The 21,833-nt window shown below is 69.5% G+C and carries 24 protein-coding genes; 14 read left to right on the forward strand and 10 right to left on the reverse strand.

What is annotated here, in order from left to right; translation table 11 throughout:
* Window positions 1-16: 16 nt before the first annotated feature.
* On the reverse strand, window positions 17-379 hold the full coding sequence (locus tag JOF40_RS17820) for an STAS domain-containing protein (RefSeq protein WP_129182354.1): 363 nt from the start codon (window positions 377-379) through the stop codon (window positions 17-19).
* Window positions 380-492: 113 nt separating this feature from the next.
* Here JOF40_RS17820 and JOF40_RS17825 point away from each other — a divergent pair, with 113 nt between their 5' ends.
* Window positions 493-1,137 (forward strand): GNAT family N-acetyltransferase, encoded by a 645-nt coding sequence (locus JOF40_RS17825; RefSeq protein WP_129182356.1) that lies wholly within the window; start codon window positions 493-495, stop codon window positions 1,135-1,137.
* A 9-nt stretch (window positions 1,138-1,146) separates the two neighbouring features.
* Here the strand turns inward: JOF40_RS17825 and JOF40_RS17830 are convergent, their stop codons facing one another.
* Window positions 1,147-2,067 (reverse strand): NAD-dependent epimerase/dehydratase family protein, encoded by a 921-nt coding sequence (locus JOF40_RS17830; RefSeq protein ID WP_129182358.1) that lies wholly within the window; start codon window positions 2,065-2,067, stop codon window positions 1,147-1,149.
* A gap of 123 nt (window positions 2,068-2,190) precedes the next feature.
* On the opposite strand from JOF40_RS17830, the gene JOF40_RS17835 reads away from it, so the two are divergent.
* The gene (locus tag JOF40_RS17835; protein WP_129182360.1) at window positions 2,191-2,910 is read left to right on the forward strand and encodes a TetR/AcrR family transcriptional regulator; all 720 of its coding nucleotides are present in this window, start codon (window positions 2,191-2,193) and stop codon (window positions 2,908-2,910) included.
* A gap of 102 nt (window positions 2,911-3,012) precedes the next feature.
* The gene (locus JOF40_RS17840; protein ID WP_129182361.1) at window positions 3,013-3,429 is read left to right on the forward strand and encodes an SRPBCC family protein; all 417 of its coding nucleotides are present in this window, start codon (window positions 3,013-3,015) and stop codon (window positions 3,427-3,429) included.
* A 39-nt stretch (window positions 3,430-3,468) separates the two neighbouring features.
* Here JOF40_RS17840 and JOF40_RS17845 read toward each other — a convergent pair whose 3' ends face one another.
* On the reverse strand, window positions 3,469-4,101 hold the full coding sequence (locus JOF40_RS17845; protein ID WP_129182363.1) for a TetR family transcriptional regulator: 633 nt from the start codon (window positions 4,099-4,101) through the stop codon (window positions 3,469-3,471).
* Between the two features lie 100 nt (window positions 4,102-4,201).
* Here JOF40_RS17845 and JOF40_RS17850 point away from each other — a divergent pair, with 100 nt between their 5' ends.
* The 5 genes from JOF40_RS17850 to JOF40_RS17870 are packed head-to-tail and all read left to right on the forward strand — an operon-like array spanning window position 4,202 to window position 7,993.
* Window positions 4,202-4,417 (forward strand): hypothetical protein, encoded by a 216-nt coding sequence (locus JOF40_RS17850; protein WP_129182365.1) that lies wholly within the window; start codon window positions 4,202-4,204, stop codon window positions 4,415-4,417.
* 15 nt (window positions 4,418-4,432) lie between these two features.
* Window positions 4,433-5,731 carry an NAD(P)/FAD-dependent oxidoreductase gene (locus JOF40_RS17855; protein WP_129182367.1) on the forward strand — a complete coding sequence of 433 codons (1,299 nt, stop codon included), beginning with the start codon at window positions 4,433-4,435 and terminating at the stop codon, window positions 5,729-5,731.
* Window positions 5,728-6,471: a DUF1365 domain-containing protein gene (locus JOF40_RS17860; RefSeq protein WP_246152831.1), complete on the forward strand. Its 744-nt coding sequence runs from the start codon at window positions 5,728-5,730 to the stop codon at window positions 6,469-6,471. Before JOF40_RS17855 ends, JOF40_RS17860 begins: the two co-directional genes overlap by 4 nt.
* On the forward strand, window positions 6,468-7,712 hold the full coding sequence (locus tag JOF40_RS17865; RefSeq protein ID WP_129182371.1) for an SAM-dependent methyltransferase: 1,245 nt from the start codon (window positions 6,468-6,470) through the stop codon (window positions 7,710-7,712). Before JOF40_RS17860 ends, JOF40_RS17865 begins: the two co-directional genes overlap by 4 nt.
* 2 nt (window positions 7,713-7,714) lie before the next feature.
* The gene (locus tag JOF40_RS17870; protein WP_129182373.1) at window positions 7,715-7,993 is read left to right on the forward strand and encodes a WhiB family transcriptional regulator; all 279 of its coding nucleotides are present in this window, start codon (window positions 7,715-7,717) and stop codon (window positions 7,991-7,993) included.
* 24 nt (window positions 7,994-8,017) lie between these two features.
* Here JOF40_RS17870 and JOF40_RS20295 read toward each other — a convergent pair whose 3' ends face one another.
* From JOF40_RS20295 to glnA, 3 genes are read right to left on the reverse strand one after another with little or no spacing between them, the layout of a single operon-like run.
* Window positions 8,018-9,229, reverse strand: coding sequence for a DUF3152 domain-containing protein (locus JOF40_RS20295; protein ID WP_129182375.1), 1,212 nt, complete (start codon window positions 9,227-9,229; stop codon window positions 8,018-8,020).
* 1 nt (window position 9,230) lies between these two features.
* On the reverse strand, window positions 9,231-12,152 hold the full coding sequence (locus tag JOF40_RS17880; RefSeq protein ID WP_129182377.1) for a bifunctional [glutamine synthetase] adenylyltransferase/[glutamine synthetase]-adenylyl-L-tyrosine phosphorylase: 2,922 nt from the start codon (window positions 12,150-12,152) through the stop codon (window positions 9,231-9,233).
* 39 nt (window positions 12,153-12,191) lie between these two features.
* Complete coding sequence (gene glnA, locus JOF40_RS17885) at window positions 12,192-13,529, reverse strand: type I glutamate--ammonia ligase (RefSeq protein WP_129182379.1); 1,338 nt, start codon at window positions 13,527-13,529, stop codon at window positions 12,192-12,194.
* Window positions 13,530-13,606: 77 nt separating this feature from the next.
* On the opposite strand from glnA, the gene JOF40_RS17890 reads away from it, so the two are divergent.
* Window positions 13,607-15,358, forward strand: a complete 1,752-nt coding sequence (locus JOF40_RS17890; protein WP_129182381.1) for an NAD+ synthase — start codon at window positions 13,607-13,609, stop codon at window positions 15,356-15,358.
* On the opposite strand, the gene JOF40_RS17895 is transcribed toward JOF40_RS17890, so the two are convergent.
* Complete coding sequence (locus JOF40_RS17895) at window positions 15,355-15,927, reverse strand: helix-turn-helix domain-containing protein (RefSeq protein WP_129182383.1); 573 nt, start codon at window positions 15,925-15,927, stop codon at window positions 15,355-15,357. The genes JOF40_RS17890 and JOF40_RS17895 overlap by 4 nt on opposite strands.
* Window positions 15,928-15,974: 47 nt before the next feature.
* Here JOF40_RS17895 and JOF40_RS17900 point away from each other — a divergent pair, with 47 nt between their 5' ends.
* Together JOF40_RS17900 and panB are read left to right on the forward strand one after the other, a co-directional pair.
* Window positions 15,975-16,808, forward strand: coding sequence for a class I SAM-dependent methyltransferase (locus tag JOF40_RS17900; protein ID WP_129182385.1), 834 nt, complete (start codon window positions 15,975-15,977; stop codon window positions 16,806-16,808).
* 114 nt (window positions 16,809-16,922) lie between these two features.
* Complete coding sequence (gene panB / locus JOF40_RS17905; protein ID WP_129182387.1) at window positions 16,923-17,789, forward strand: 3-methyl-2-oxobutanoate hydroxymethyltransferase; 867 nt, start codon at window positions 16,923-16,925, stop codon at window positions 17,787-17,789.
* A gap of 86 nt (window positions 17,790-17,875) precedes the next feature.
* Here the strand turns inward: panB and JOF40_RS17910 are convergent, their stop codons facing one another.
* Both JOF40_RS17910 and JOF40_RS17915 read right to left on the reverse strand, forming a co-directional pair.
* Entirely contained in the window at window positions 17,876-18,184 is a 309-nt protein-coding gene (locus JOF40_RS17910; RefSeq protein ID WP_129182389.1) for a hypothetical protein, read from the reverse strand.
* Window positions 18,181-18,375 (reverse strand): hypothetical protein, encoded by a 195-nt coding sequence (locus JOF40_RS17915; protein ID WP_209674698.1) that lies wholly within the window; start codon window positions 18,373-18,375, stop codon window positions 18,181-18,183. The genes JOF40_RS17910 and JOF40_RS17915 overlap by 4 nt, the downstream gene beginning before the upstream one ends.
* 52 nt (window positions 18,376-18,427) lie before the next feature.
* Between JOF40_RS17915 and map the strand changes: the two genes are divergently transcribed.
* The gene (gene map / locus JOF40_RS17920; RefSeq protein WP_129182393.1) at window positions 18,428-19,279 is read left to right on the forward strand and encodes a type I methionyl aminopeptidase; all 852 of its coding nucleotides are present in this window, start codon (window positions 18,428-18,430) and stop codon (window positions 19,277-19,279) included.
* Window positions 19,280-19,294: 15 nt separating this feature from the next.
* On the opposite strand, the gene JOF40_RS17925 is transcribed toward map, so the two are convergent.
* A complete protein-coding gene (locus JOF40_RS17925; RefSeq protein WP_129182395.1) occupies window positions 19,295-20,131 on the reverse strand; it encodes an aldo/keto reductase in 837 nt (278 codons plus the stop codon).
* A gap of 417 nt (window positions 20,132-20,548) precedes the next feature.
* Here JOF40_RS17925 and JOF40_RS17930 point away from each other — a divergent pair, with 417 nt between their 5' ends.
* Window positions 20,549-21,139, forward strand: a complete 591-nt coding sequence (locus JOF40_RS17930) for a sigma-70 family RNA polymerase sigma factor (protein WP_129182397.1) — start codon at window positions 20,549-20,551, stop codon at window positions 21,137-21,139.
* A 4-nt stretch (window positions 21,140-21,143) separates the two neighbouring features.
* Window positions 21,144-21,824 carry a hypothetical protein gene (locus JOF40_RS17935; RefSeq protein ID WP_129182398.1) on the forward strand — a complete coding sequence of 227 codons (681 nt, stop codon included), beginning with the start codon at window positions 21,144-21,146 and terminating at the stop codon, window positions 21,822-21,824.
* Window positions 21,825-21,833 lie beyond the last annotated feature (9 nt).

Below are 21,833 nucleotides of genomic sequence, written 5' to 3' on the forward strand. Positions count from 1 at the left end.
CTCGGCTCTGCCGCGCCTAAGCCGGCTCGGCAGGATCGGCACCCGCGAACACTGCGGCGAGCGACGAGCGGATGCTGAAGATCTCGTCGAGCCCGGCGATCGTGAAGATCGCGACGACGCGGCGTGTGGGTGCGACGATGTCGACCGTGCCCTGCCGCAGCTTCATCTTCTTGCGCGCAAGGACGAAGACCCCGAGGCCGATCGAGTCGACGAAGCCCACGTGGGTCAGGTCGAACACGAGGCGGTCGGCACCCGCGTCGGTCACCTCGGTCACGGCGTCGCGCAGCTGCCCGGCCGTGTCGATGTCGACCTCGCCGGACACCTCGATGATCGTGAACGGCTCGTCCTCACGGACGTCGACGGTCAGCCCCTGTGCCATGTCCCACTCCCGATGACGTCGTTGCGGTGGAGCGACGCAGACGGATCGCGCTCCGACCGGCTCCTTCACAACCGATCAGGATTCTATCCATGGTCGCCTGCGAGGATCGTCCCATGGTCCTCGACACGTCCCAGCAGATCATCGACCAGTGGGTTGCCACCTGGGTGCACCTGCGCGGCATCACGACGTCGGAGGTCGAGGGCCACCGGCTCGTGCACGTCGCCGGACCGAGCCGCGAGACCGAGCTGGTCTGTATCGACCCGGGCGTGGCCGAGCTCGCCCGCCTGGCCCGGCACGTCGCCGGCGATCCCCGGGCGATGCTGACCGTCGTCGCCGACGACGTCGGCCCCTACCTCACGAGCCACCTGCCCCCGGGCGTCCGCATCGACCGCGACGACGAGACGCTGATGTCGACCCGGCTCGTCGGTCAGCCCATCCCGGCCCTGCCCGACGACCTGACGTTCCGGTGGGACGTCGTCGGGAACGGCACGACCTACACGCTGGAGTCGGGCCGGTCCATCGCAGCCGTGGGGACGGTGGGGGTGCTCGGGTCGGTCGCGACGTTCGACCGGGTCGAGACGATGCCGGCCTTCCAGCGGCGCGGGCTCGGGAGACACGTCATGGCCGCGCTCACGGTGCAGGCCATGGGCCGCGGCGCGACGCACGGTGTGTTGGCGGCCACAGCCCAGGGCAGCCAGCTGTACTCGTCGCTCGGCTGGCACGGCCGGCTCGAGATGCTGTCGCTCATGGGCACCTGAGCCACGCCGTCAGACCACCGCGGTGCGGCGGCAGACCTCGCCCCACGGCGTCGGCTCCATCGCGAAGTGCGCGCGGGCGGCGGTGTCGTCGAGGACGTACGGCCGCGTCCACTGGTAGTCGATCTCTCGCAGCTCGCGCATCATCGGCATGGCGAGCGCCAGCGCCGCGAACACGGGCCGCGGCATCGTGGACACCTTCGGTGCCGGACGTCCGACCGACGCCATGACGTCGGTGAGCGCCTGCTCCTGCGTACGGGCCGGGTTCGACGGGACGTGCCAGGTGCGACCGTGCGACGTGTCGTCCCCCGCGGCCGCCACCAGCAGACGGGCGGAGTCGAGCACGTCGGTGAAGGTGTGCGGCTGGTCCTTGCGCCCGATCACGATCGCCCGCTTGCCGGCCAGGAGTCCCGGCACCTGACGTGAGACGTGCCCGTTCTCGCCGACTCCGGTGCCGACGTAGTCGGAGCCGCGGATCTCGACGGCCCGGATGCGGCCGGCGTCGTGCATCGCCTTCGCATCGGCCCACATCCTGGCGCGCAGCACCCCCTTGTGATCGGTCGCCGCGTCGGGCAGGCCCTCGTGCATCGGGCCGTCGACCGGACCGTACGGGTAGAGCGCCCCGGTCATCGCGTAGACGGCTCCCGAGCGCTCGGCAGCGGCCAGGAAGGCCGCGGCCACGGGCGGCCACACGGTCTCCCACTGGGTGTAGTCGGCGGGGTTGACGCAGTTGTAGAGCACCGCACTGCCCTCCGCGGCGGCGGACAGCGCATCCGCGTCGGACGCGTCGAGGCGCAGGTGGGTGACGCCGTCGATGCCGGTGTCGGTGCCGGAGCGGGTGGCCACGACGACCTCCGACCCGCGGGCGGCGAGCAGCTGGGCGGTGTGGCGGCCGACGGGTCCGGCTCCGACGACGAGGTGACGATCGTTCATGGTGATGCCTCTCGGTATGGGAGAGCGGTGCTCTCGGTTCGAGCATGGCACCCGTTCCCTTGAGAAGCAAGAGCATTGCTCTCGTTTGTTGCGAGCGCTCTCTGAATGGGGCACTCTGGGCACATGGAATCCGTCACACGCACCGCACGACAGCGGGCCCGCGAGGAGATCACCGCCGAGATCCTGCAGGCCGGCCGCGCCGCCCTCGCCGAGTCAGGCCCGGGCGAGCTGTCGCTGCGGGCCGTGGCGCGCAGCGTCGGGATGGTGTCGTCCGCGGTGTACCGCTACTTCCCGAGCCGGGACGACCTGCTGACGGCACTCATCGTCATCGCGTACGACGAGCTCGGCACCGCTGCCGAGACCGCCGACGACGGCATCGCCGACCGGTCCGACGCCCGTGCCCGCTGGCTCGCGACGTGCCGGGCCGTGCGTTCCTGGGCGCTGGCCCATCCCCACGACTACGCCCTGCTGTACGGCTCACCCGTGCGCGACTACGCCGCTCCCGCCACCACGGTCGTCCCCGCGATGCGCGTCGTCCGCCGGCTCGTCGACGCCGTGGTCACCGAGCGCGCCACCGGTTCGGCCGACCCGACGGCTCCGACCGGCGTACCGGACGGCTTCGACACCTCGGTGTCAGGTGCCGTGGAGGCGATGACCGATCTGTTCGGTCTCGACGGCGCACTGCCGGCCGAGCTCGTGGGTCGCACGTTGATGGCCTGGTCGACGGTCTTCGGCACGATCTCGTTCGAGCTGTGGGGCCACCTGGTCGGGTCGGTCACCGACCACGACGCCTACTTCGACGGAGTCGTCACGCGGCTGTGGCACGACCTCGGCGGACGGTGAGCGTCGGGCCGAGTGAGGTATCCCTCACCGTAGAATGAGGCGGCCGTCGCTCCCGCACGGTTGAATGTCTGGACACCCGTACCACTGCAGCAGAGGACATCCATGCCCCGCATCTCCCGTCGCACCTTCGTCGCAGCCCCCGCCGATGTCGTCTGGTCACTGGCCGGAGACTTCGCCCAGTGGCACCCCAAGCTGCGCATCTACACCAACGGCCCCGAGGCATCGGCCGAGCTGGTCGTGACGATCGTGGACAAGGACGACGAGGCCAAGACGCTGTCGTACTCGATGCCCGACCCGCCGTTCGCGATCAAGGACCACCGCGCCACGATCCTGGTCGAGCAGGCAGCGCACGAGGGCACCTCGTACGTCACCTGGTACGCGGAGTTCACCGCCGACGAGACGCTGCTCCAAGAGCTCGAGGACTCGCTGGGCGACGATGTCTTCGCCCAGGCGCTCGACCAGCTCGCGACCGCTGCGCAGGACTCCTACGGAGCCCAGCAGGTCGCCAACGCCGGCTGAGCCCACCGCCCCTTGAGCCTGTCGTGAGACAGTCGTCGCTCAGCTGCGCCAGTCGGCGAAGCCGACGACGATGAGCCTCATCTGGCGACGCGCACCCTCCTTGATGCGCGCCTCGAGATCGGGCCGGCCGTCCGGCATCTCGACGATCTCCTCGGCGTTCGACACCATGTTGCGCACGAACAGGCGCGACACCATCTGGACGTCGTCGGTCGACCACGACTCGATGTAGGGCATGCGGGCCAGCACCGCGGCCAGCTCGCTGACGAACAGGTCGAGCTCGTGCCGGATCGCCCCCCGCACCGCGGCGGAACCGCCGACCCGCTCGCGCGCCACGAAGCCGAAGTGCGCCTTGCTCTCCTTGACCGACTCGACCAGCACGTCGGTGGAGGCGTCGATGATGTTCAGCCGCATCGTCGGGTCGCGCTGCGCCTCGCGCACCATCTGTCGCAGCGTCGTGAACGACTCCTCCACCAGCGCCAGCCCCAGCTCGTCCATGGAGTCGAAGTGCCGGTAGAACGCCGTCGGCACGATGCCGGCCCCACGGGTGACCTGTCGCAGGCTGATCTGCGCGAATCCCTGGGTCTGCGCCAGCTCGAGCGCCGCGGCGAGGATGGCCTGCCGGGTGCGCCCCTTCTGCTCCTGACGCGACGCCGTCGGCAGGGTCTCGGTCATGCGCCCCAGCCTATCGTCGGCTCGTCGGGGGCAGACGTCGCCGAACCCGGACATGTGCGTCACACTTGACGTCTAGTCGACCGCGAGTGGAGGAGGCCTCATGGCGCTGAGCCGCCGGGAGATCGTCAAGGACGTCGTGCAGCAGTCGACCGAGGCAGCCATCGCCAGCACGGGACACGTCGTGGCGATCATGTTCGAGACAGCGCGCAAGGTCACGACCGAGGTCGGCGCGTTCGGCACCGAGATCTTCGAGATCGCCGAGTCCGCCCGACGGGCCAGCAGCGACCTCGACGACACCAATCCGTCCCAGTCCTAGCGGCGAACCACCCACATGCACAACGACAGCTCCAGGCGCAGCGTCGCCATCGTCGGCTCGGGCGTCTCCGGGCTGACCGCCGCGTACGTCCTCCGCAACGACTGGGACGTCACGGTGTTCGAGTCGGACGACCGGGTCGGCGGGCACGCCCACACCCACACGGTCGCCGACCCGGGTGCGACGCACCGCGTCGACACGGGCTTCATCGTGCACAACGACCGCACCTACCCGATGCTGCGTCGTCTGTTCCGCGAGCTCGACGTCGACGTGCACCCCACCGAGATGAGCATGAGCATCCACTGCGACGGCTGCGGCCTGGAGTACGCCGGTGGTCGCGGCGGCAAGGGCGTCTTCGCGCAGCGCCGTCGCCTGCTCGATCCCCGCTACATCGCGATGCTCCTCGGCGTGAAGAGGTTCGGCCGTCTCGCGCACGCGCTGCTCGACTCCCCCGAGTCGCCGACCGATCCCGTCACGTACGGCGACTTCCTCCGGGCCCACGGCTTCTCCGACTACTTCATCTCGCACTACGCGATCCCCGTCGTGTCGTGCGTGTGGTCGTCGGGGCACGAGACCGCACTGGAGTACCCCGCCCGCTACCTCTTCGAGTTCCTCAAGCACCACGGCTTCCTGTCCATCAAGGGCTCACCGCAGTGGTACACGGTCGTCGGAGGATCGGGCACGTACGTCGACAAGGTGCGTGCCGCGATCGATGCGAGCGAAGGCAACGCCAGCAGCGTGCAGACGTCCAACGCGATCCGATCGATCAGCCGCGCACCCGACGGGGTCGAGCTGACCGATGCCCACGGCACCGTGCACCGCGCCGACGCCGTCGTGATCGCGACCCACGCGAACGACGCGCTGGCGATGCTGGCCGATCCGAGCGACGACGAGCGACGCATCCTCGGCGCCTTCGAGTACTCCGACAACGAGGTGCAGCTGCACCGCGACCCGTCGCTGCTGCCCGAGGCAGCAGCCGCCCGGTCTGCTTGGAACTACCGCATGGACGGGTGCGCCGACCGCAGCGACCACTCAGCCGTCACGTACTGGATGAACCGGTTGCAGGGCATCGAGAGCGAGCGCCCGTTCCTGGTCACGCTCAACGCCGCGGAGCAGGTCGACCCTGCCTCCGTCATCGCGACGATGGCGTACACGCACCCCATCTACACGCCGGCGTCCGTCGCGGCGCAGGGCGAGCTCAAGCGCCTGTTCAGCGATCGCACGGTGTTCGCCGGCGCTTACCACGGATGGGGCTTCCACGAGGACGGCTGCCGCTCGGGTGTCGCCGCGGCAGAGGCCCTGGGCACTGCGTGGTGACGAGCTCGCTCCCGGTCCTGCCGGCGCTCGTCGAGGGCACCGTCTCCCACACGCGCCGTGCGCCCCTGCGCCACCGCTTCTCGTACCGGGTCTACCAGTGGCTCGTCGACGTCGACGACCTGCCGCGCATGCCCAGGGTGCTGCGGCCGTTCTCGACGTTCAGGGCGTCCGACCACATCGGCGACCCGCACGACACGATCCATGCCAACATCGAGCGCTTCTGCGCCGCGCAGGGCGTCGACATCGCCGGCCACCGCCTGCTGATGCTCGCCAACGCGCGCGTGCTGGGCCACACCTTCGACCCGCTGAGCGTCTTCTGGGCCATCGCGCCCGACGAGTCGCTCACCTGCATCGTGGCCGAGGTGCACAACACGTACGGCGAGCGTCATGCCTACCTGCTCCGGCCCGACGAGGCCGGGCGCACCGAGGTCGACAAGGCCTTCTACGTGTCGCCCTTCTTCACCGTCGAGGGCAAGTACGACCTGCAGTTCGTCCTGACGCCCGACAGGGTGTCGTCGAGCATCATCCTGCGCCAGGGCGGCGACGCGGTCTTCAGCGCGACGTTCCGCGGCACCCCCCGACCGGCCACCAACGGCCGTCTCGCACGACTTCTCATCAAAATGCCGCTCATGACCCATCGCACCAGCGCCCTGATCCGAATACAGGGTGTGTGGCTCTGGTTGAAGAGGCTTCCGGTCGTCCCGCGACCCGCACACCACCCGCAGGAGGGAACACGATGACGCAGCTCGCAACGGCCCGTTGGCCCGGCATAGCGAACACGCCGCGCACCCCGCTGAAGGCACGGATCGCCAAGTCGATCCTGCAGCCGACGGTCAACCGCGTGCCGGTGCGCCTCACGTTCGCCGACGGGACGTCCTGGGGCGCCGGCAGTCCGGGCTCCCCCGAGATGCGCGTCGTCCGTCCCAAGGCGTTCTTCGCCCGGCTCGGCGCCGACACCAAGATCGGCTTCGGCGAGGCCTACATGGCCGGCGACTGGACCACGGGCGAGGGCACCGACCTCGCCGACCTGCTGACGCCCTTCGCAGAGCGGATGAGCACGATCGTCCCGGTGCCGCTGCAGAAGTTCCGGGTGTTCGTCGACAAGAAGCTGCCGCACGCGCAGCGCAACTCCGTCGAGGGCTCCAAGAAGAACATCGAGGCCCACTACGACCTCAGCAACGACCTGTTCGCGCAGTTCCTCGACCCCACCATGAGCTACTCCGCAGCGTGGTTCGAGAGCGCCGAGCAAGATCTCGAGTCGGCGCAGCTGCGCAAGATCGACGGCATCCTCGACCAGGCCGGCGTCACCGAGGGCACCCGCGTGCTCGAGATCGGCAGCGGCTGGGGTGCCTTGGCCATCCGGGCCGCCCAGCGCGGTGCCACGGTCACCACCATCACGATCTCGACCGAGCAGGCCGCCCTGGCCAAGGAGCGCTTCGCCGAGGCCGGCGTCGACGTCGACCTGCAGCTCGTCGACTACCGCGACGTCACGGGCGAGTACGACGCGATCGTCAGCGTCGAGATGATCGAGGCCGTCGGCGAGGAGTACTGGCCGACCTACTTCGCCACGATCGACCGCCTGCTCGCCCCCGGCGGCAAGGTGTCGATCCAGGCCATCACGATGGAGCACCACCGCTACCTGCAGACCCGCAACTCGTACGGCTGGATCCAGAAGTACATCTTCCCGGGCGGGCTCATCCCGTCGCTCGACGCGATCGACCACACGCTGGCCGAGCACACGTCGCTGGCCGTCACCGACCGCCGCTCGCTGGGTCAGGACTACGCCCGCACGCTGCGCGAGTGGCGCGAGGCGTTCAACGCCCACTGGGAGACCATCCACGCCCAGGGCTTCGACGAGACGTTCCGGCGCATGTGGGAGTTCTACCTCGCGTACTGCGAGGCCGGCTTCGGCGTCGGCTACATCGACGTCTTCCAGATCCAGATCCAGCGCCCCGACGCGCACACCTCCAAGGAGGCATGACCATGGCCGCCATCTCCCGCCTGCCCATGCCGATCCAGGAGACGTACGAGTGGCAGTACCTCGGTGCCTGCCGCGGCACCGACCCCGAGACGTTCTTCTCCCCCGACGCCGAGCGCGGTCCGCGCCGACGTGCCCGCGAGGCGGCGGCCAAGGCCCTGTGCGCCGTGTGCCCCGTCGTGCAGGAGTGCCGCGACCACGCGCTGACCGTCCGTGAGCCGTACGGCGTCTGGGGCGGGCTGACGATCAACGAGCGCGACCAGCTGCTCCGCGAGACCGCCTGACCCGAGCCCGTCCACACCCACAGGTCAGAAGCGGTAGCGGGGCGCGTGCAGCTCGCTCTTCTTGGGCCACGGGTTGATCCGGCACCCGGCGAGGCCCTTCGACTGCTGCTGCATGACGGGGGCCAGCTGGCCCTTGCCGCCGCAGCGCGCGTGACCGCGTCCGAACCAGTGCCCGGTCTCGTGGTTCACGACCATGTGCCGGTAGTCGCGCAGCGTGCCCCGCTTGGCGTCCCAGGTCGGCGTCGCCCGCTGCCAGCGCGTCTCGTTGATGACGACGTTGCGCCCGACGCGGCAGCTGTAGGTCGAGCTGCACGCCGACGAGAAGCTCGGCACCTTCGAGGCTTGGCTCAGCCACAGGGTGAAGTCGCCGCCCGACCGCACACGCTTGAACCGGACTCCCATGGCCCGCCAGCCGCGCGGGTCGTCATAGGTCTGCTGCGCGAGCCGCTTGAACGTCGAGAGGCTGGCCTTGACCGTGCCACGCGTGCGCACGGAGTACGTGACCGTCTTGCGGACGCTCCGCAGGTGGGTGGCGACGCGGGGCCTCGACGTCGCGACGACCGTGGCGTAGCCCGCCCGCCGGGCCGTCGCCGAGAACGTCATCTCGGCACCGACATCGGCCGAGCGCACGCGGTAGGTGCGGCCGGTCGCGCCCGAGACGGGGCGGCCGTCGCGCAGCCACCGGTACGTCACGGAGTCGACCGCGCCGGAAAACGTCCCCGGACGTCCCCGCAGCGTCGTGCCGTACCTGCCGCTGCCCGAGATCGTGGGTCGCCGGGTCGCCGTGAAGGTCGCCAGCGCGACGGGGCCGGTCGGGGCGCTGACGACCGACACCGGCGCGGCCCCGGGACGCGAGCCGGTCACCCGCACGGCGAACGTCCTGCCGAGGTCGTCGAGGCTCGACAGGCGCCGGGTCGTGTTGACCGGGGAGTCGTCGCCGACCGGCACGCCGTCGCGGAGCCACTGGTACGACAACGTCACGTCGGCGGGCGTCCACGCTCCGGGCACCGCCGTCAGCGTCTGGTCGAACTGGGCGGAGCCGGCCACCGAGGGCGGCACCTGGTTGACGACCGGCTGGTCGGCGGCGAGCGCCGGTGAGGTCATGAGCGACGATGCGACGGCGCATCCCACGACGAGGGCCACGAGGGCCCGGATGACGATGCGCACGAAGCTCACTCCCGAGATGTCGACGACCCCCTGACGATACCTGTCGGACGGATCGCCGACGGGCGGCACGTCACTCGTAGAAGATGCGCTCCACGACCTGCCGCGCGTGCCGGGTCGTGCGGAGGTAGTCGTCCATCAGCTGCTCGCTGTGCTCCATGCCGTAGCCCAGAAGGTGGGCCACGCCGGCCCGCTCGCCGGCCTGCTCGACCATCGACTCGGCCGGCTTCCCGCGCATCAGGACGACAGCGTTGCGGATGCGGCTCACGAGCCGCCACGCCGCCTCGAGCGTCTGCGCGTCGTCGTCCGTGACGAGATCGGCCTCGACCGCGGCGTGCAGGGCGTCGAGCGTGCGCGTCGTGCGCATGCCGGGCACCGCGTGGGCGTGCTGCATCTGCAGCAGCTGCACGGTCCACTCGACATCGGCGAGTCCGCCCCGGCCGAGCTTGAGGTGCGTCTTGGCGTTGGCGCCGCGCGGCAGACGCTCGGAGTCGACACGGGCCTTGATGCGCCGGATCTCCCGCACCTCGGCAGCCGTCGCGCCGCCCTCGGGCCACCGCAGCGGGTCGATCAGCGCCGTGAAGCGGGCGTTGAGGTCGGGGTCGCCGACCGTCGCGCTGGCCCGCAGCAGGGCCTGCGCCTCCCACACCGCCGACCACTTCTCGTAGTAGGCCCGGTACGACGCGAAGGTGCGCACGAGCGGGCCGTTCCTGCCCTCGGGACGCAGCTCGGCGTCGACCTCGAGCGCGGGGTCGTCGCCCGGGGCGGCGAGCATCTTGCGCAGCCCCTGCGCGACGGCGGACGCAGCGTTGGCCGCCTCGCTCTCGTCGGCGCCCTCGACGGGGTCGTGGACGAACATGACGTCGGCGTCGGAGCCGTAGCCTGCCTCACCGCCGCCGAGCCTGCCCATCAGGATGATCGACAGCCGGGTCGGCAGCTCGCCGCGCTCGGCCTCGACCGCCGCGGTCGAGGCCTTCAGCGCCCCGGCCAGCGTCGCAGTCGAGATGTCGGTGAGGGCCTCGCCGACCTCGGTGATGTCGAGCCGTCCCAGCACGTCGGCGATGCCGACACGCGACAGCTCGCGACGGCGGACCCGGCGCACGGCGCGGATCGCGTCGGCGGGGTCGGAGTGGCGGTCGGCCGCCAGGTTGATCTCGGTGCGGAGCCGCTCGCGCTCGAGCGGACGCAGCTCGGCGTCGTCGCCGAGCAGCGCCACGGAGTCGGGTGCGCGCAGGATCAGGTCGGTCACGTAGCGGCTCGACGACAGCACGTGGGCGAGCTGCTCGGCCCCGGCTCCCTCGTCGCGCAGCTTGCGGAGGTACCAGTGCGTCTCGCCGAGCCCCTCGGAGATCTTGCGGAACGCCAGCAGTCCGGCGTCGGGGTCGGGCGATCCCGCGAACCACGCCAGCATCGCCGGCAGGAGCGACTTCTGGATCGACGCGCGCCGCGACAGCCCCGACGTCAGGGCCTGGATGTGGGTCAGTGCCCCCTTGGGATCGCTGAAGCCGAGGGCCGTGAGTCGCTGCTCCGCTGCGAGCGGGGTGAGCCGCAGACCGTCGGTCGGCAACGACGCCACGGCCTCGAGCAGCGGCTGGTAGAACAGCTTCTCGTGCAGCCGACGGACGATGCGCCGGTGCGCCTGCCACTCCTTGACCAGGCTGTCGGCCGGGTTGGTGCGAAATCCCATGCTGCGACCGATGCGCCGCAGGTCCTCCATGTCGTCGGGGACGATGTGGCTGCGACGGAGCCGGTAGAGCTGGATGCGGTGCTCGAGGGTGCGGAGGAACTCGTAGGCCTCCTCCATCGCGGCACCGTCGCGGCGTCCGACGTAGCCACCGTCGATCAGGGCCTGCAACGCCGTCAGCGTCGTCGGACTGCGCAGGGTCTCGTCGGCGCGGCCGTGCACGAGCTGCAGCAGCTGCACCGCGAACTCGACGTCGCGCAGGCCGCCGGCCCCCAGCTTGAGCTGGCGCTCGCGGTGGGCTGCTGGGATGTGCTCGATGACCCGCTTGCGCATCGCCCGCACGTCGCCGACGAAGTTGTCGCGGGTGCTGGCGAACCAGATCATCGGCGACAGCGCGTCGAGGTAGGCCTGGCCCAGGGCCTCGTCACCCGCGGCGAAGCGCGCCTTCAGCAGAGCCTGGAACTCCCAGGTGCTGGCCCACTTCTCGTAGTACGCGACGTGGCTGCCGAGCGACCGCACCAGCGGGCCGTTCTTGCCCTCGGGACGCAGGTCGGCGTCGACCTCCCAGATCGTGCCCTCCCCCGTGTGCTCGCGGCACAGCTTCATGACACCGGACGCGAGCCGGGTCGCGGCCGTCGCCGCCGCGTGGTCGTCGGCACCCTCGACGGGCTCGAAGACGAAGATGACGTCGACGTCGCTGAGGTAGTTGAGCTCGTGGCCGCCGGTCTTGCCCATCGCCATGATCGTCAGACGGCACAGATCAGCCGACGGCTCGTCGGCCCGGGCGATCGCCAGCGCAGCGCCCAGCGTCGCGACGGCCAGGTCGGACAGCTCGGCCGACGACTGCTCGAACGTCGTCAGCGCGGTCAGGTCGCGGGCCGCGATGTGCAGCAGCTTGCGGTAGTAGGCGATCCGCAGCTCGTCGGCGGTCGTCGCCTCCTCCATCTGCCGGCGGCGCTGCTCGAGCGTGATCGGCACCGGGGAGAGCTCACCGGTCGCGAGATCGACGACGTGCTCGGGGTGACGGACCAGGAAGTCGCCGAGGGCCTCGCTGGTGCCGAGCACGACGAGCAGCCGCTGACGCAGCTCGGCGTCAGCGGCCAGCGTCGCCAACAGCTCGGAGGGGCCCAGTCGTTCGGCGATGCCGACCAGCGACGACAGGGCCGTGTCGGGGCTGGCGACCGCCGCGATCTGGTCGACCAGCTCGCCCGGCACCTCGCCGAGCGACGTGAGCAGGTTCAGCGCTCCGTCGCCGTCCCGGAAGCCCTTGCGGGCGAGTGCGACAGCGAGTTCACGTGCATCGGTGGCCACCGGGTCAGGTTACCGTCCGGCGATCCAGCATCGACCGGCTCACACCATCGGCATGAGGCGGTCGATCTCGAACTGCGTGACCTGCGACCGGTAGTCCTGCCACTCGGCGCGCTTGTTGCGCAGGAAGAAGTCGAAGACGTGCTCGCCGAGGGTCTCGGCGACCAGCTCACTGGCCTCCATCGTCCGGATCGCCTCGTCGAGGTTGCGCGGCAGCGGCGCGATGCCCATGGCCTTGCGCTCGTTCTCGGTGAGCGACCAGACGTCGTCCTCGGCCTCGGGCGGCAGCTCGTAGTTCTCCTCGATGCCCTTGAGCCCTGCGGCCAGCACCAGCGCGAACGCGAGGTAGGGGTTGCAGGCCGCGTCGATCGCGCGGTTCTCGACGCGCGCCGAGTTGCCCTTGTGCGGCTTGTACATCGGCACGCGGATCAACGCGGAACGGTTGTTGTGGCCCCAGCACACGTAGTTGGGGGCCTCGCCGCCGCCGGCCAGCCGCTTGTAGGAGTTGACCCACTGGTTGGTGACCGCGGTGATCTCGGGCGTGTGGTGCAGGACGCCGGCGATGAACGCGCGACCCGTCTTCGACAGCTGGTACTCGGCACCCGCCTCGTAGAACGCGTTCTCGTCGCCCTCGAACAGCGAGACGTGCGTGTGCATGCCCGATCCGGGGTGCTCGGTGAACGGCTTGGGCATGAACGAGGCCCACTTGCCCTGGCTCAGGGCGACCTCGCGCACGACGGTGCGGAACGTCATGATGTTGTCGGCGGTCGACAGGGCGTCGGCATAGCGCAGGTCGATCTCCTGCTGGCCCGGGCCGCCCTCGTGGTGGCTGAACTCGACCGAGATGCCCATGTTCTCGAGCATCGTGATGACCTCGCGGCGGAAGTCCTGGCCGCCGCCCTGGGCCGTGTGGTCGAAGTAGCCGCTGTCGTCGACGGGCACGGGACGATCGCCCTTGTCGGGCTTGCCCTTGAACAGGAAGAACTCGATCTCGGGGTGCGTGTAGAACGTGAACCCGGCCTCGGCGGCCTTCTGCAGCGCCCGCTTGAGGACGTGGCGCGGATCGGCGTACGACGGGGTGCCGTCGGGCAGCAGGATGTCGCAGAACATGCGCGCCGTCGCAGGGGTCTCGCCACGCCACGGGAGGATCTGGAACGTCGAGGGATCAGGCATCGCCAGCATGTCGGCCTCGTGCACACGCGCGAAGCCCTCGATCGCCGAGCCGTCGAATCCGATGCCCTCGGCGAAGGCACCCTCCAGCTCGGCCGGCGCGATGGCCACGGACTTCAGCGATCCGAGCACGTCGGTGAACCACAGACGCACGAATCGGACGTCGCGCTCCTCGAGCGCGCGCAGCACGAAGTCTTCCTGTTTTCCCATGGCGCAAGTCTCGCACGCATCGTGTTACGGGAGTGTTTCCGCGGTGGGGCCGAATCGGCGGCCGCTAGGGTCGTGACATGCCTCAGCTACGCCTCGCCCTGGCCCAGGTCAACGCCACCGTCGGCGATCTCGCCGGCAACGCCGACCTCGTCGTCGAGCACTGCCGGCAGGCAGCCTCGCAGGACGTCCACCTCGTCGTGTTCCCCGAGATGATGCTGACCGGCTACCCCATCGAGGACCTCGCGATGCGGGCGTCGCTCATCAAGGCCTCGCAGGAGGCGATCGAGACGCTCGCGAGCCGGCTGCAGGCCGAGGGATACGGCGACGTGGTCGCGGTCGTCGGCTACCTCGACCAGGCCGAGGGACTGCCCGAGGGCCTCGGCATCCCCAAGAACGCACCGACCAACTGCGTCGCCGTCATCCACGGCGGACGGGTCGTGGCCCGCCAGGCCAAGCACCACCTCTGGAACTACGGTGTCGGCGACGAGATCCGCAACTTCGTGCCCGGCCACACGATCAACATCGTCCAGATCGGCGGCATCGACGTCGCTCTGGCGATCTGCGAGGACCTGTGGCGCGACGGGCCGTCGGCGGCGGCCAAGGCGGCCGAAGCGGCTCTGCTCGTCGTCCCCAACGGTTCCCCCTACGAGGCCGACAAGGACGACGTCCGGCTCGAGCTGTGCTCACGTCGTGCTGCCGAGGGCGACTGCGTGCTGGCCTACGTCAACCTGGTCGGCGGACAGGACGAGCTGGTCTTCGACGGCGACTCGATCGTGGTCGACGCGGCCGGCACGGTGCTCGGGCGGTCGGGTCAGTTCGATCCCGAGCTGCTGGTCGTCGACCTCGACCTGCCGGCCGCGACGCCGTCGATGCCGGGAGCCGACGAGACGTTCGGCGGGCTGACGATCAAGCGCACCATCATCACGTCCGAGCCGTTCGCCGCCTACGATCCGCTGCCGACCGTGCAGAAGGAGCGACTGCCGCGTCATCAGGAGATCTGGACCGCGCTCGTGACGGGCCTGCGCGACTACGTGCAGAAGAACGGGTTCTCGTCGGTGCTGTTCGGCATGTCCGGCGGCATCGACTCGACCCTCGTCGCCGCGCTCGCGGTCGACGCCCTCGGCCCCGACAAGGTGTTCGGCGTCTCCAACCCCAGCGCCTGGTCGACGGGGCACTCGACGTCCGACGCCGCCGAGCAGGCGCGCCGCACGGGGCTGTCGCTGCAGACCGTGCCGATCGCGCCGATCTTCGACCAGTACCAGGAGGCCCTGCACCTCGACGGCCTCGCCGAGGAGAACCTGCAGGCCCGCATCCGCGCCGTCATCTGGATGGGACTGTCCAACCAGCACGGGCACCTCGTGCTGGCATGCGGCAACAAGTCCGAGCTCGCCACGGGCTACTCGACGATCTACGGCGACGCGGTCGGCGGCTACGCGCCCATCAAGGACGTCCCCAAGACACTGGTGTGGGAGCTCGCGACGTGGCGCAACGCGTATGCCGCCGAGCGGGGCGAGACTCCCCCGATCCCCGAGAACACGATCAGCAAGCCGCCGTCGGCCGAGCTGCGTCCCGGCCAGCTCGACTCCGACTCGCTGCCCCCGTATCCCCTGCTCGACGCGGTGCTCGACGCGTACGTCGAGCGCGACCTCGGATCGGCCGACGTCATCGCCGAGGGCTTCGACCCCGCGCTCGTCGAGCGGGTCATCGGTCTGGTCGACCGCGCCGAGTACAAGCGCCGGCAGTACCCGCCGGGGCCCAAGGTCTCGCGCCGCAACTTCGGCCGCGACCGTCGCGTGCCGATCACCCACCGCTGGCGCGAGAAGCTCTAGCGCGCTCGGTGGGTCCGCTCGCCCTCCGGGTCGAGCATCATGATGACCTCGGCCGGACCGCCCTCGGCACCGAAGGAGTGCGGCACCATCGTCGAGAACTCGGCCGCCTGACCCGCCTCGATGCGGATCGTCCGGTCGCCCAGCACGAGCAGCAGGGTACCCGACAGCACGGTGAGCCAATCGCGTCCCGGGTGAACCGGCAGGTCGCCGTCCTCGGCACGCGCCGGCGGCTGGGTGAGCCGCATCCGCAGCACCTTCACGCCGTGCGGTCCCTGGTCGCGGGTCAACGACCACACCGTCCGGCCCCGGGACTCGTCGCGGACGGGTCTGATCACGACGTCCTCGTCGTCCTCGGGCTCCACGAGCTGGTCGATCGACGTGCCGAGCTCTCGCGCCAGCACCATCAGCTGGTCGAGCCCGATGCGACGGTGCCCCGTCTCCATCCGGCTCAGCGTCGATGCGCTGAAGAAGCACCGATCCGCCAGATCGTCGAGCGACCAGCCGCGGGCGACGCGGAGGGCGCGGATGCGCTGCCGCACGAGGGTCTCGATCTCACTTGTTTGCGTCATACGCAAGATTCTATGCTTCTAGCGCATCCTCTGCCTAGGCTGACTCCATGCCCCACGACCACGCGCACCACACCCAGCCCACCTACCTCGCCGAGATGCTCGACCTCGACGCCGAGATCTTCGCCGCAGCCCTGCAGGGTGTCTACGCCGATATCGAAGGCCTCGCCGACGGGCCCGTCAGGTCGATAGCCGACCTCGGTGCCGGCACGGGAACCGGGACCTTCGGACTGCTCGGCCACTTCGGGGACGCCCACGCCGTCGCGGTCGACGCCTCCGACGAGATGTTGGCTCACCTGCGACGACGAGCGGAGCAGATGGGGCTGTCAGGACGCGTCACGACCCTCTCGGCCGACCTCGACGCGTCCGTCCCCGATGTCGACGCCGTCGACCTGGCCTGGGCATCGGCGTCGTTGCACCACCTCGCCGACCCCGATCGCACCTTGGCCGCCCTCGTGCCGACCATCCGCCCCGGGGGGCTGCTGACCGTCATGGAGCTCGACGGCTTCCCGCGGTTCGTGCCCGACGGGACGCCCGGCGGAGCGGCCGAAGCTCGCGCCCATCAGCTGCTGGCCGCCGACCGCGCCCACGACATGCCCGCGATGGGCAGCGACTGGGGTGCCCGGCTGACGACAGCGGGCCTGATCGTCGAGCAGCACCGAGCCGTCACGGTCGACCTCACCTCCCCCGTCCCGGAGGCCGCACGGCGTCTCGCCGTCCTGGGCCTCGCCCGCATCCGAGGAGCCGTCGTGGATCGTCTCGCGGCCGGCGAGCTGCGGGCCTACGACGCCCTGCTCGACGGCGGAGCCGACGACGTCCGTCATCGGCCCGATCTCCGGGTCAGCGCCGAGCGCCAGCTCTGGATCGCCCGGCGTCCCGCCTGAAGGCGAGCGCCGCCGTGAAGTGCTTCACACTCGGTGGCCTGCGCGCCGTGATGTGCCACGCTGGAGGCATCCATGGACCCGCACCCGGGCTGTGAGACGAACAGGAGAACCACCATGGCTGACGCCACCCCCGAAGAGACCGCGCCCTACGGCGGCGGACCCGCCGCTGCCGCGACACCACGCAAGCGCATCCGCACCCACACGCTGCAGCAGATGAAGGACCGCAGCGAGAAGTGGACGATGCTCACGGCGTACGAGCAGTTCACCGCCGGCATCTTCGACGAGGCCGGGGTCGAGGTGCTGCTGGTCGGCGACTCGGCGTCCAACAACGTGTTCGGCAACGAGACGTCGCTGCCCGTCACGGTCGACGAGCTCATCCCGCTCGTGCGCGCCGTGTCGCGATCGGCGAAGCACGCACTCGTGCTGGCCGACCTGCCGTTCGGGTCGTACCAGGGCTCCCCCGAGCAGGCGTTCCACACCGCCGTCCGGTTCATGAAGGAGGCCGGAGCCCACGCGGTCAAGCTCGAGGGCGGCATCGCGATGGCCCCGCAGGTCAAGCTGCTGACCGACGCCGGCATCCCCGTGTGCGCGCACATCGGCTTCACGCCGCAGGCCGAGCACAACCTCGGCGGCTACCGCGTGCAGGGACGCGGGGACGGCGCCGCCCGGCTGATCGAGGAGGCTCAGGCGCTCGAGGCCGCGGGAGCGTTCGCGATCGTCATGGAGATGGTGCCAGCGCCGGCCGCGAAGGCCGTCACCGAGGCGCTGCGCATCCCGACCGTCGGCATCGGCGCGGGCGTCGACTGCGACGCCCAGGTGCTGGTGTGGACCGACATGCTCGGCATCAACACCGGCCGCGTGCCGCGGTTCGTCAAGAAGTACGCCGACCTGCACTCCGTCATGCTCGGCGCCGCCCAGGAGTACGTGTCGGACGTCAAGGGTGGCGCGTTCCCGGCGGCGGAGCACTCGTTCGAGAGCTGAGCCCCTCCGCGTCCCGTCCGCGCGATGTGTGACGGGTTGCACCGGTCTGGAGACAGCATCGGTGCAAGCCGTCACACATCGCGGGGTCAGGCGCTCCAGCCGCCGAGGCCGACGCCGAGGGCCGTGACGATCGCCAGGGCGGGCAGCCCGGCCAGCGGCACGAACGTCGACGCCGCCGGACGGCTGCGCGCCCACCGCGTCGTCCAGACGGCGACCGGCACCAGCACGAGCACGTGGAGGACGACGCCCCACCACGGCGCGTAGACCATCGTCGAGAAGGCCAGCCACAGCAGCACCAAGAGGCCGACGACGCCGATCCACGGGCCTGATCGCTCGAGCTGGAGGCCGCCCCTGCGGCTCCTGCGACGGCGTCGGGCCCGGAGCGTCCCGCTCACGCGTCCTTCGGGGGCTCGTCGTTCCAGTCGGGATCGTTGTCCCACGACTTGGTGCGCTCGGCGGCGATCTCCAGCGCGTGGGCGGCCTCCTCGGCGGTGTCGTAGGGGCCCAGACGATCGGCGGCGCGACAGCCCTCTTCGCCCTCGACGGTCTTGTGCTTCGTGCAGTAGTAGAACTTGCCTTCGCTCATGCCGTCCATCCTGCACCAGGATGGTCTGGGTCGCTGCCACTAAACTCGCCCGGTGACCCTCCTGACCGCCGGCCGGGTATCCCCCGAACGCGCCGTGCCCTCCTCGATCGACCGCCCCGAGTACGTCGGGCAGGTCGCGCCGCTGCCCTATCGAGGGCCGTCGGTCCGCTCCCCTGAGATCATCGCCGCGATGCGCGTCGCGGGTCGCATCGCCGCCCAGGCGCTCGACGCCGTCGAGGCCGCGATCGCACCCGGTGTCACGACCGACGAGCTCGACCGCGTCGGCCATGAGTTCCTGCTCGACCACGGCGCGTACCCGTCGACGCTGGGCTACCGCGGCTACCCCAAGTCCCTGTGCAGCAGCGTCAACGAGGTCATCTGTCACGGCATCCCCGACGACCGTCCGCTCGAGGACGGCGACATCGTCAACATCGACATCACGGCCTACATCGACGACGTGCACGGCGACACCAACAAGACCTATCTCGTCGGCGACGTCGACCAGGAGTCGCGACTGCTGGTCGAGCGCACGCACGAGGCGACGATGCGGGCCATCCGGGCGGTCAAGCCGGGCCGCGAGATCAACGTCATCGGGCGCGTCATCGAGACCTACGCCAAGCGCTTCGGCTACGGCGTCGTGCGTGACTTCACGGGCCATGGCGTCGGACCGGCGTTCCACGACGGGCTCGTCATCCCGCACTACGACGACCCGTCGTACGACACGGTCATCCAGCCGGGGATGACGTTCACGATCGAGCCGATGCTGACGCTCGGCGGCATCGACTACGACCTCTGGGACGACGGCTGGACCGCCACGACCCGTGACGGGTCGCGGACGGCCCAGTTCGAGCACACCCTGCTCGTCACCGGCGAGGGCGCGGAGATCCTGACCCTCGCCGGTTGACGCTCACCGGCTGGATCAGTCGGGGATGTAGTTGAACTCGTCGGGGTTGGGACCCGTGCGCTCGTCCTTGTTGAGCGCCGTGATGAAGCCGACCTCGGAGTCGGACAGCTCGAAGTCGAAGATCTCGAAGTTCTCCTCGATGCGGCCGCGCGTCACCGACTTCGGGAACACGATGTCGCCGCGCTGCACGTGCCAGCGCAGCACGACCTGAGCCGGCGTCTTGCCGTGCTCGGTGGCGATGCCGCCGATGACGGGGTTGTCGAGCACGAGGCCCTGGGCGATGGGCGACCAGGCCTCGGTGGCGATGTTGTGCTCGGTGTTGACCGCGCGCAGCTCGTCCTGCACCAGGAACGGGTGCACCTCGATCTGGTTGACGGCGGGGACGACGTTCGTCTCCTGCACCAGGCGACGGATGTGCTTGGGCTGGAAGTTCGAGACGCCGATCGAACGGGCGCGACCCGAGGCGTAGATCTCCTCGAAGGCCTTCCAGGTCTCGACGAAGTCGACGTCGATGCCGGGCAGCGGCCAGTGGATCAGGAACAGGTCGATCTGGTCGAGGCCGAGCTTCTCGAGCGTCCCGTCGAACGCCTTGAGGGCGTCGTCGTGCGCGTGGAAGCCGTTGTTGAGCTTGCTCGTCACGAAGATCTCGTCACGCGCGATGCCCGACTCGGCGATGGCCTCGCCGACGCCCTTCTCGTTGCCGTACATCTGCGCGGTGTCAATGTGGCGGTAGCCGACCTCGAACGCCTGCAGCGTCGCGTCCTTGGTCTCGTCGGGGTCGATCTGGAAGACGCCGAATCCGAGCTGCGGGATCTCGACACCGTTGTTGAGGGCGATGGTGGGCACGCTCATGAAGCCTCCTGGCTTGACGATCAGTGGGGTGGCCTCACCTCTGCACGAGGGGCCTCTAGTGACATTACCCATGGGACGAGCACGGCAAACTCTGATGCGGGGTCGCGCCGCTCGGGATGAGTTTGGGCGATGCACAGACCCGGTGGTCGTCGATCGGTCGCCGTGGGCCTGCAGGATGAATCCATTGGTCATTCCGCCCAGAATGATGCTTGGCCTCGGCCGCGGTACGGCATGCAGCGAGGGCGACGGCGTTCAGGCCGAAAGCCCCTGCTGGTGCGATCGGTCCGTCGCACTCGCAGGGAGATCTTCGTAGGCAAGAATGATGTAACTAAACACTTCTGACCCTGCCTCGACAACGGCACAGAGGTACCTCGTTGTGGCGTGCGCGGCGAGGCGGGACGACAGCCGGGGTGAGAAGTGGCTTCGAGTACCAGCAGTGGTGACGATCCGGACGACGGTCCGGACGACGACGCTCGGTGGGCGAAGGCCCCTGGTCTTCGCGCCGCGTATCTGGAAAACCGGGACATGTTGCACCGGATAGCAGCGACCACGCTCCGTAGTGCTGGGCTTGAGAGCCAGGCGCAAGATGTGGTGCAGAGCTCGGTTTTTGCGTTGTGGCGCACACCGCCGAACGGGGTGAAGAGCTGGGCGGCTCTGTTGGTCACGACGGTGAAGCGTCGTGCGATCGACGTCATCAAGTCGGCCGAGGTGAAGCACACCGGGTTTGACCTCGACGACGTGGTCGGTCGCTTCGAGGCGGCGTCGCAAGTCGATGTCGAGAGTGAGTTCGTCGCTGCGACCGAACGGTCCGAAATCATCACGGAAGTGCGGGACGCGGTTGGCGATCTTCCCGCCGACCACCGTGAAGTTCTGAACCGGATGTTCTACCTGGAACAGACTCAGGCCCAGATTGCTGACGCGCTCGGCCTGACGCCGGGCCGAATCAGCCAAATCAAAAAGGCTGCCTTTGCCCAACTAGCAGCCAAACTTGAACACAGAAGGGGGTGAATCCATGACCCAAAACAACGAGTACGAACCTCTCGAGCGGCTCCTTCAGTTGCCGCCAGGAGAGGAGCGCGAACGAGCGCTCAACGCATTGCCGGAGATTGACCGAGCAGATGCGGTGAGGGCGCTCGCCGTAGCGGACCTGTTGTGGGAAGACGCCCACGGTGCCCCGGCACTTCGTGATGACCCGATTGCTGCGGCACTAGGCCTGGTTCCCGACGCCGGTTACCAAATGGACTCAACGGCACTCAAGCGCGCGCGAGCGAAGGCAGGTCAAAAGCCGACAACGCTCGCTGCAGCCTTGGTTCGCGAAGGTTGGAACGTCACCGCAGGCGATGTCTTTGGGTGGGAAACACGGACCGCGGCGAATGTGCCGCCAGCACTCGTCAGGGCAGTTGCCGAGATTCTGCGTACTGACCCTGACCTACTTGCCGGGGCGTCGCACGGGCGTGACGAAGGCCGTGGCGTCGGCGACATTGCCGTATCGACCGCCGCCACGGTTGCTAGCTCCTCGGCTTTCCAGGGTTTGGTTGAACGCTTTGCCCGAGCTCAAGGGATGACGGTCAGGATGGCTGCGTCTGCGCTTGAGTCCCGGATGCTCGTCACAGTTCACCGTGGTGACCAGCCGAATGCCGAGCAGATGCTTGCCTCGGTTGAGGCGCTGGTCGAAGCTCTCGAGTCCGATTGAGGAGCCGGG

This window comes from Aeromicrobium fastidiosum (assembly GCF_017876595.1).
In the GTDB taxonomy this organism is placed as follows: domain Bacteria; phylum Actinomycetota; class Actinomycetes; order Propionibacteriales; family Nocardioidaceae; genus Aeromicrobium; species Aeromicrobium fastidiosum.

Excerpts from the sequence above, each read along its gene's own strand:
- JOF40_RS17865 (WP_129182371.1), top strand. The coding sequence starts at position 6,468 with ATGACGCAGCTCGCAACGGCCCGTTGGCCCGGCATAGCGAACACGCCG.
- JOF40_RS17935 (WP_129182398.1), top strand. The coding sequence starts at position 21,144 with ATGACCCAAAACAACGAGTACGAACCTCTCGAGCGGCTCCTTCAGTTG.
- JOF40_RS17895 (WP_129182383.1), bottom strand. The coding sequence starts at position 15,927 with ATGACGCAAACAAGTGAGATCGAGACCCTCGTGCGGCAGCGCATCCGC.
- JOF40_RS17840 (WP_129182361.1), top strand. The coding sequence starts at position 3,013 with ATGCCCCGCATCTCCCGTCGCACCTTCGTCGCAGCCCCCGCCGATGTC.
- panB (WP_129182387.1), top strand. The coding sequence starts at position 16,923 with ATGGCTGACGCCACCCCCGAAGAGACCGCGCCCTACGGCGGCGGACCC.
- JOF40_RS17900 (WP_129182385.1), top strand. The coding sequence starts at position 15,975 with ATGCCCCACGACCACGCGCACCACACCCAGCCCACCTACCTCGCCGAG.
- JOF40_RS17820 (WP_129182354.1), bottom strand. The coding sequence starts at position 379 with ATGGCACAGGGGCTGACCGTCGACGTCCGTGAGGACGAGCCGTTCACG.
- JOF40_RS17830 (WP_129182358.1), bottom strand. The coding sequence starts at position 2,067 with ATGAACGATCGTCACCTCGTCGTCGGAGCCGGACCCGTCGGCCGCCAC.
- JOF40_RS17890 (WP_129182381.1), top strand. The coding sequence starts at position 13,607 with ATGCCTCAGCTACGCCTCGCCCTGGCCCAGGTCAACGCCACCGTCGGC.
- JOF40_RS17915 (WP_209674698.1), bottom strand. The coding sequence starts at position 18,375 with ATGAGCGAAGGCAAGTTCTACTACTGCACGAAGCACAAGACCGTCGAG.
- JOF40_RS17835 (WP_129182360.1), top strand. The coding sequence starts at position 2,191 with ATGGAATCCGTCACACGCACCGCACGACAGCGGGCCCGCGAGGAGATC.
- JOF40_RS17850 (WP_129182365.1), top strand. The coding sequence starts at position 4,202 with ATGGCGCTGAGCCGCCGGGAGATCGTCAAGGACGTCGTGCAGCAGTCG.
- JOF40_RS17870 (WP_129182373.1), top strand. The coding sequence starts at position 7,715 with ATGGCCGCCATCTCCCGCCTGCCCATGCCGATCCAGGAGACGTACGAG.
- glnA (WP_129182379.1), bottom strand. The coding sequence starts at position 13,529 with ATGGGAAAACAGGAAGACTTCGTGCTGCGCGCGCTCGAGGAGCGCGAC.
- JOF40_RS17855 (WP_129182367.1), top strand. The coding sequence starts at position 4,433 with ATGCACAACGACAGCTCCAGGCGCAGCGTCGCCATCGTCGGCTCGGGC.
- JOF40_RS17925 (WP_129182395.1), bottom strand. The coding sequence starts at position 20,131 with ATGAGCGTGCCCACCATCGCCCTCAACAACGGTGTCGAGATCCCGCAG.
- JOF40_RS17825 (WP_129182356.1), top strand. The coding sequence starts at position 493 with ATGGTCCTCGACACGTCCCAGCAGATCATCGACCAGTGGGTTGCCACC.
- JOF40_RS17845 (WP_129182363.1), bottom strand. The coding sequence starts at position 4,101 with ATGACCGAGACCCTGCCGACGGCGTCGCGTCAGGAGCAGAAGGGGCGC.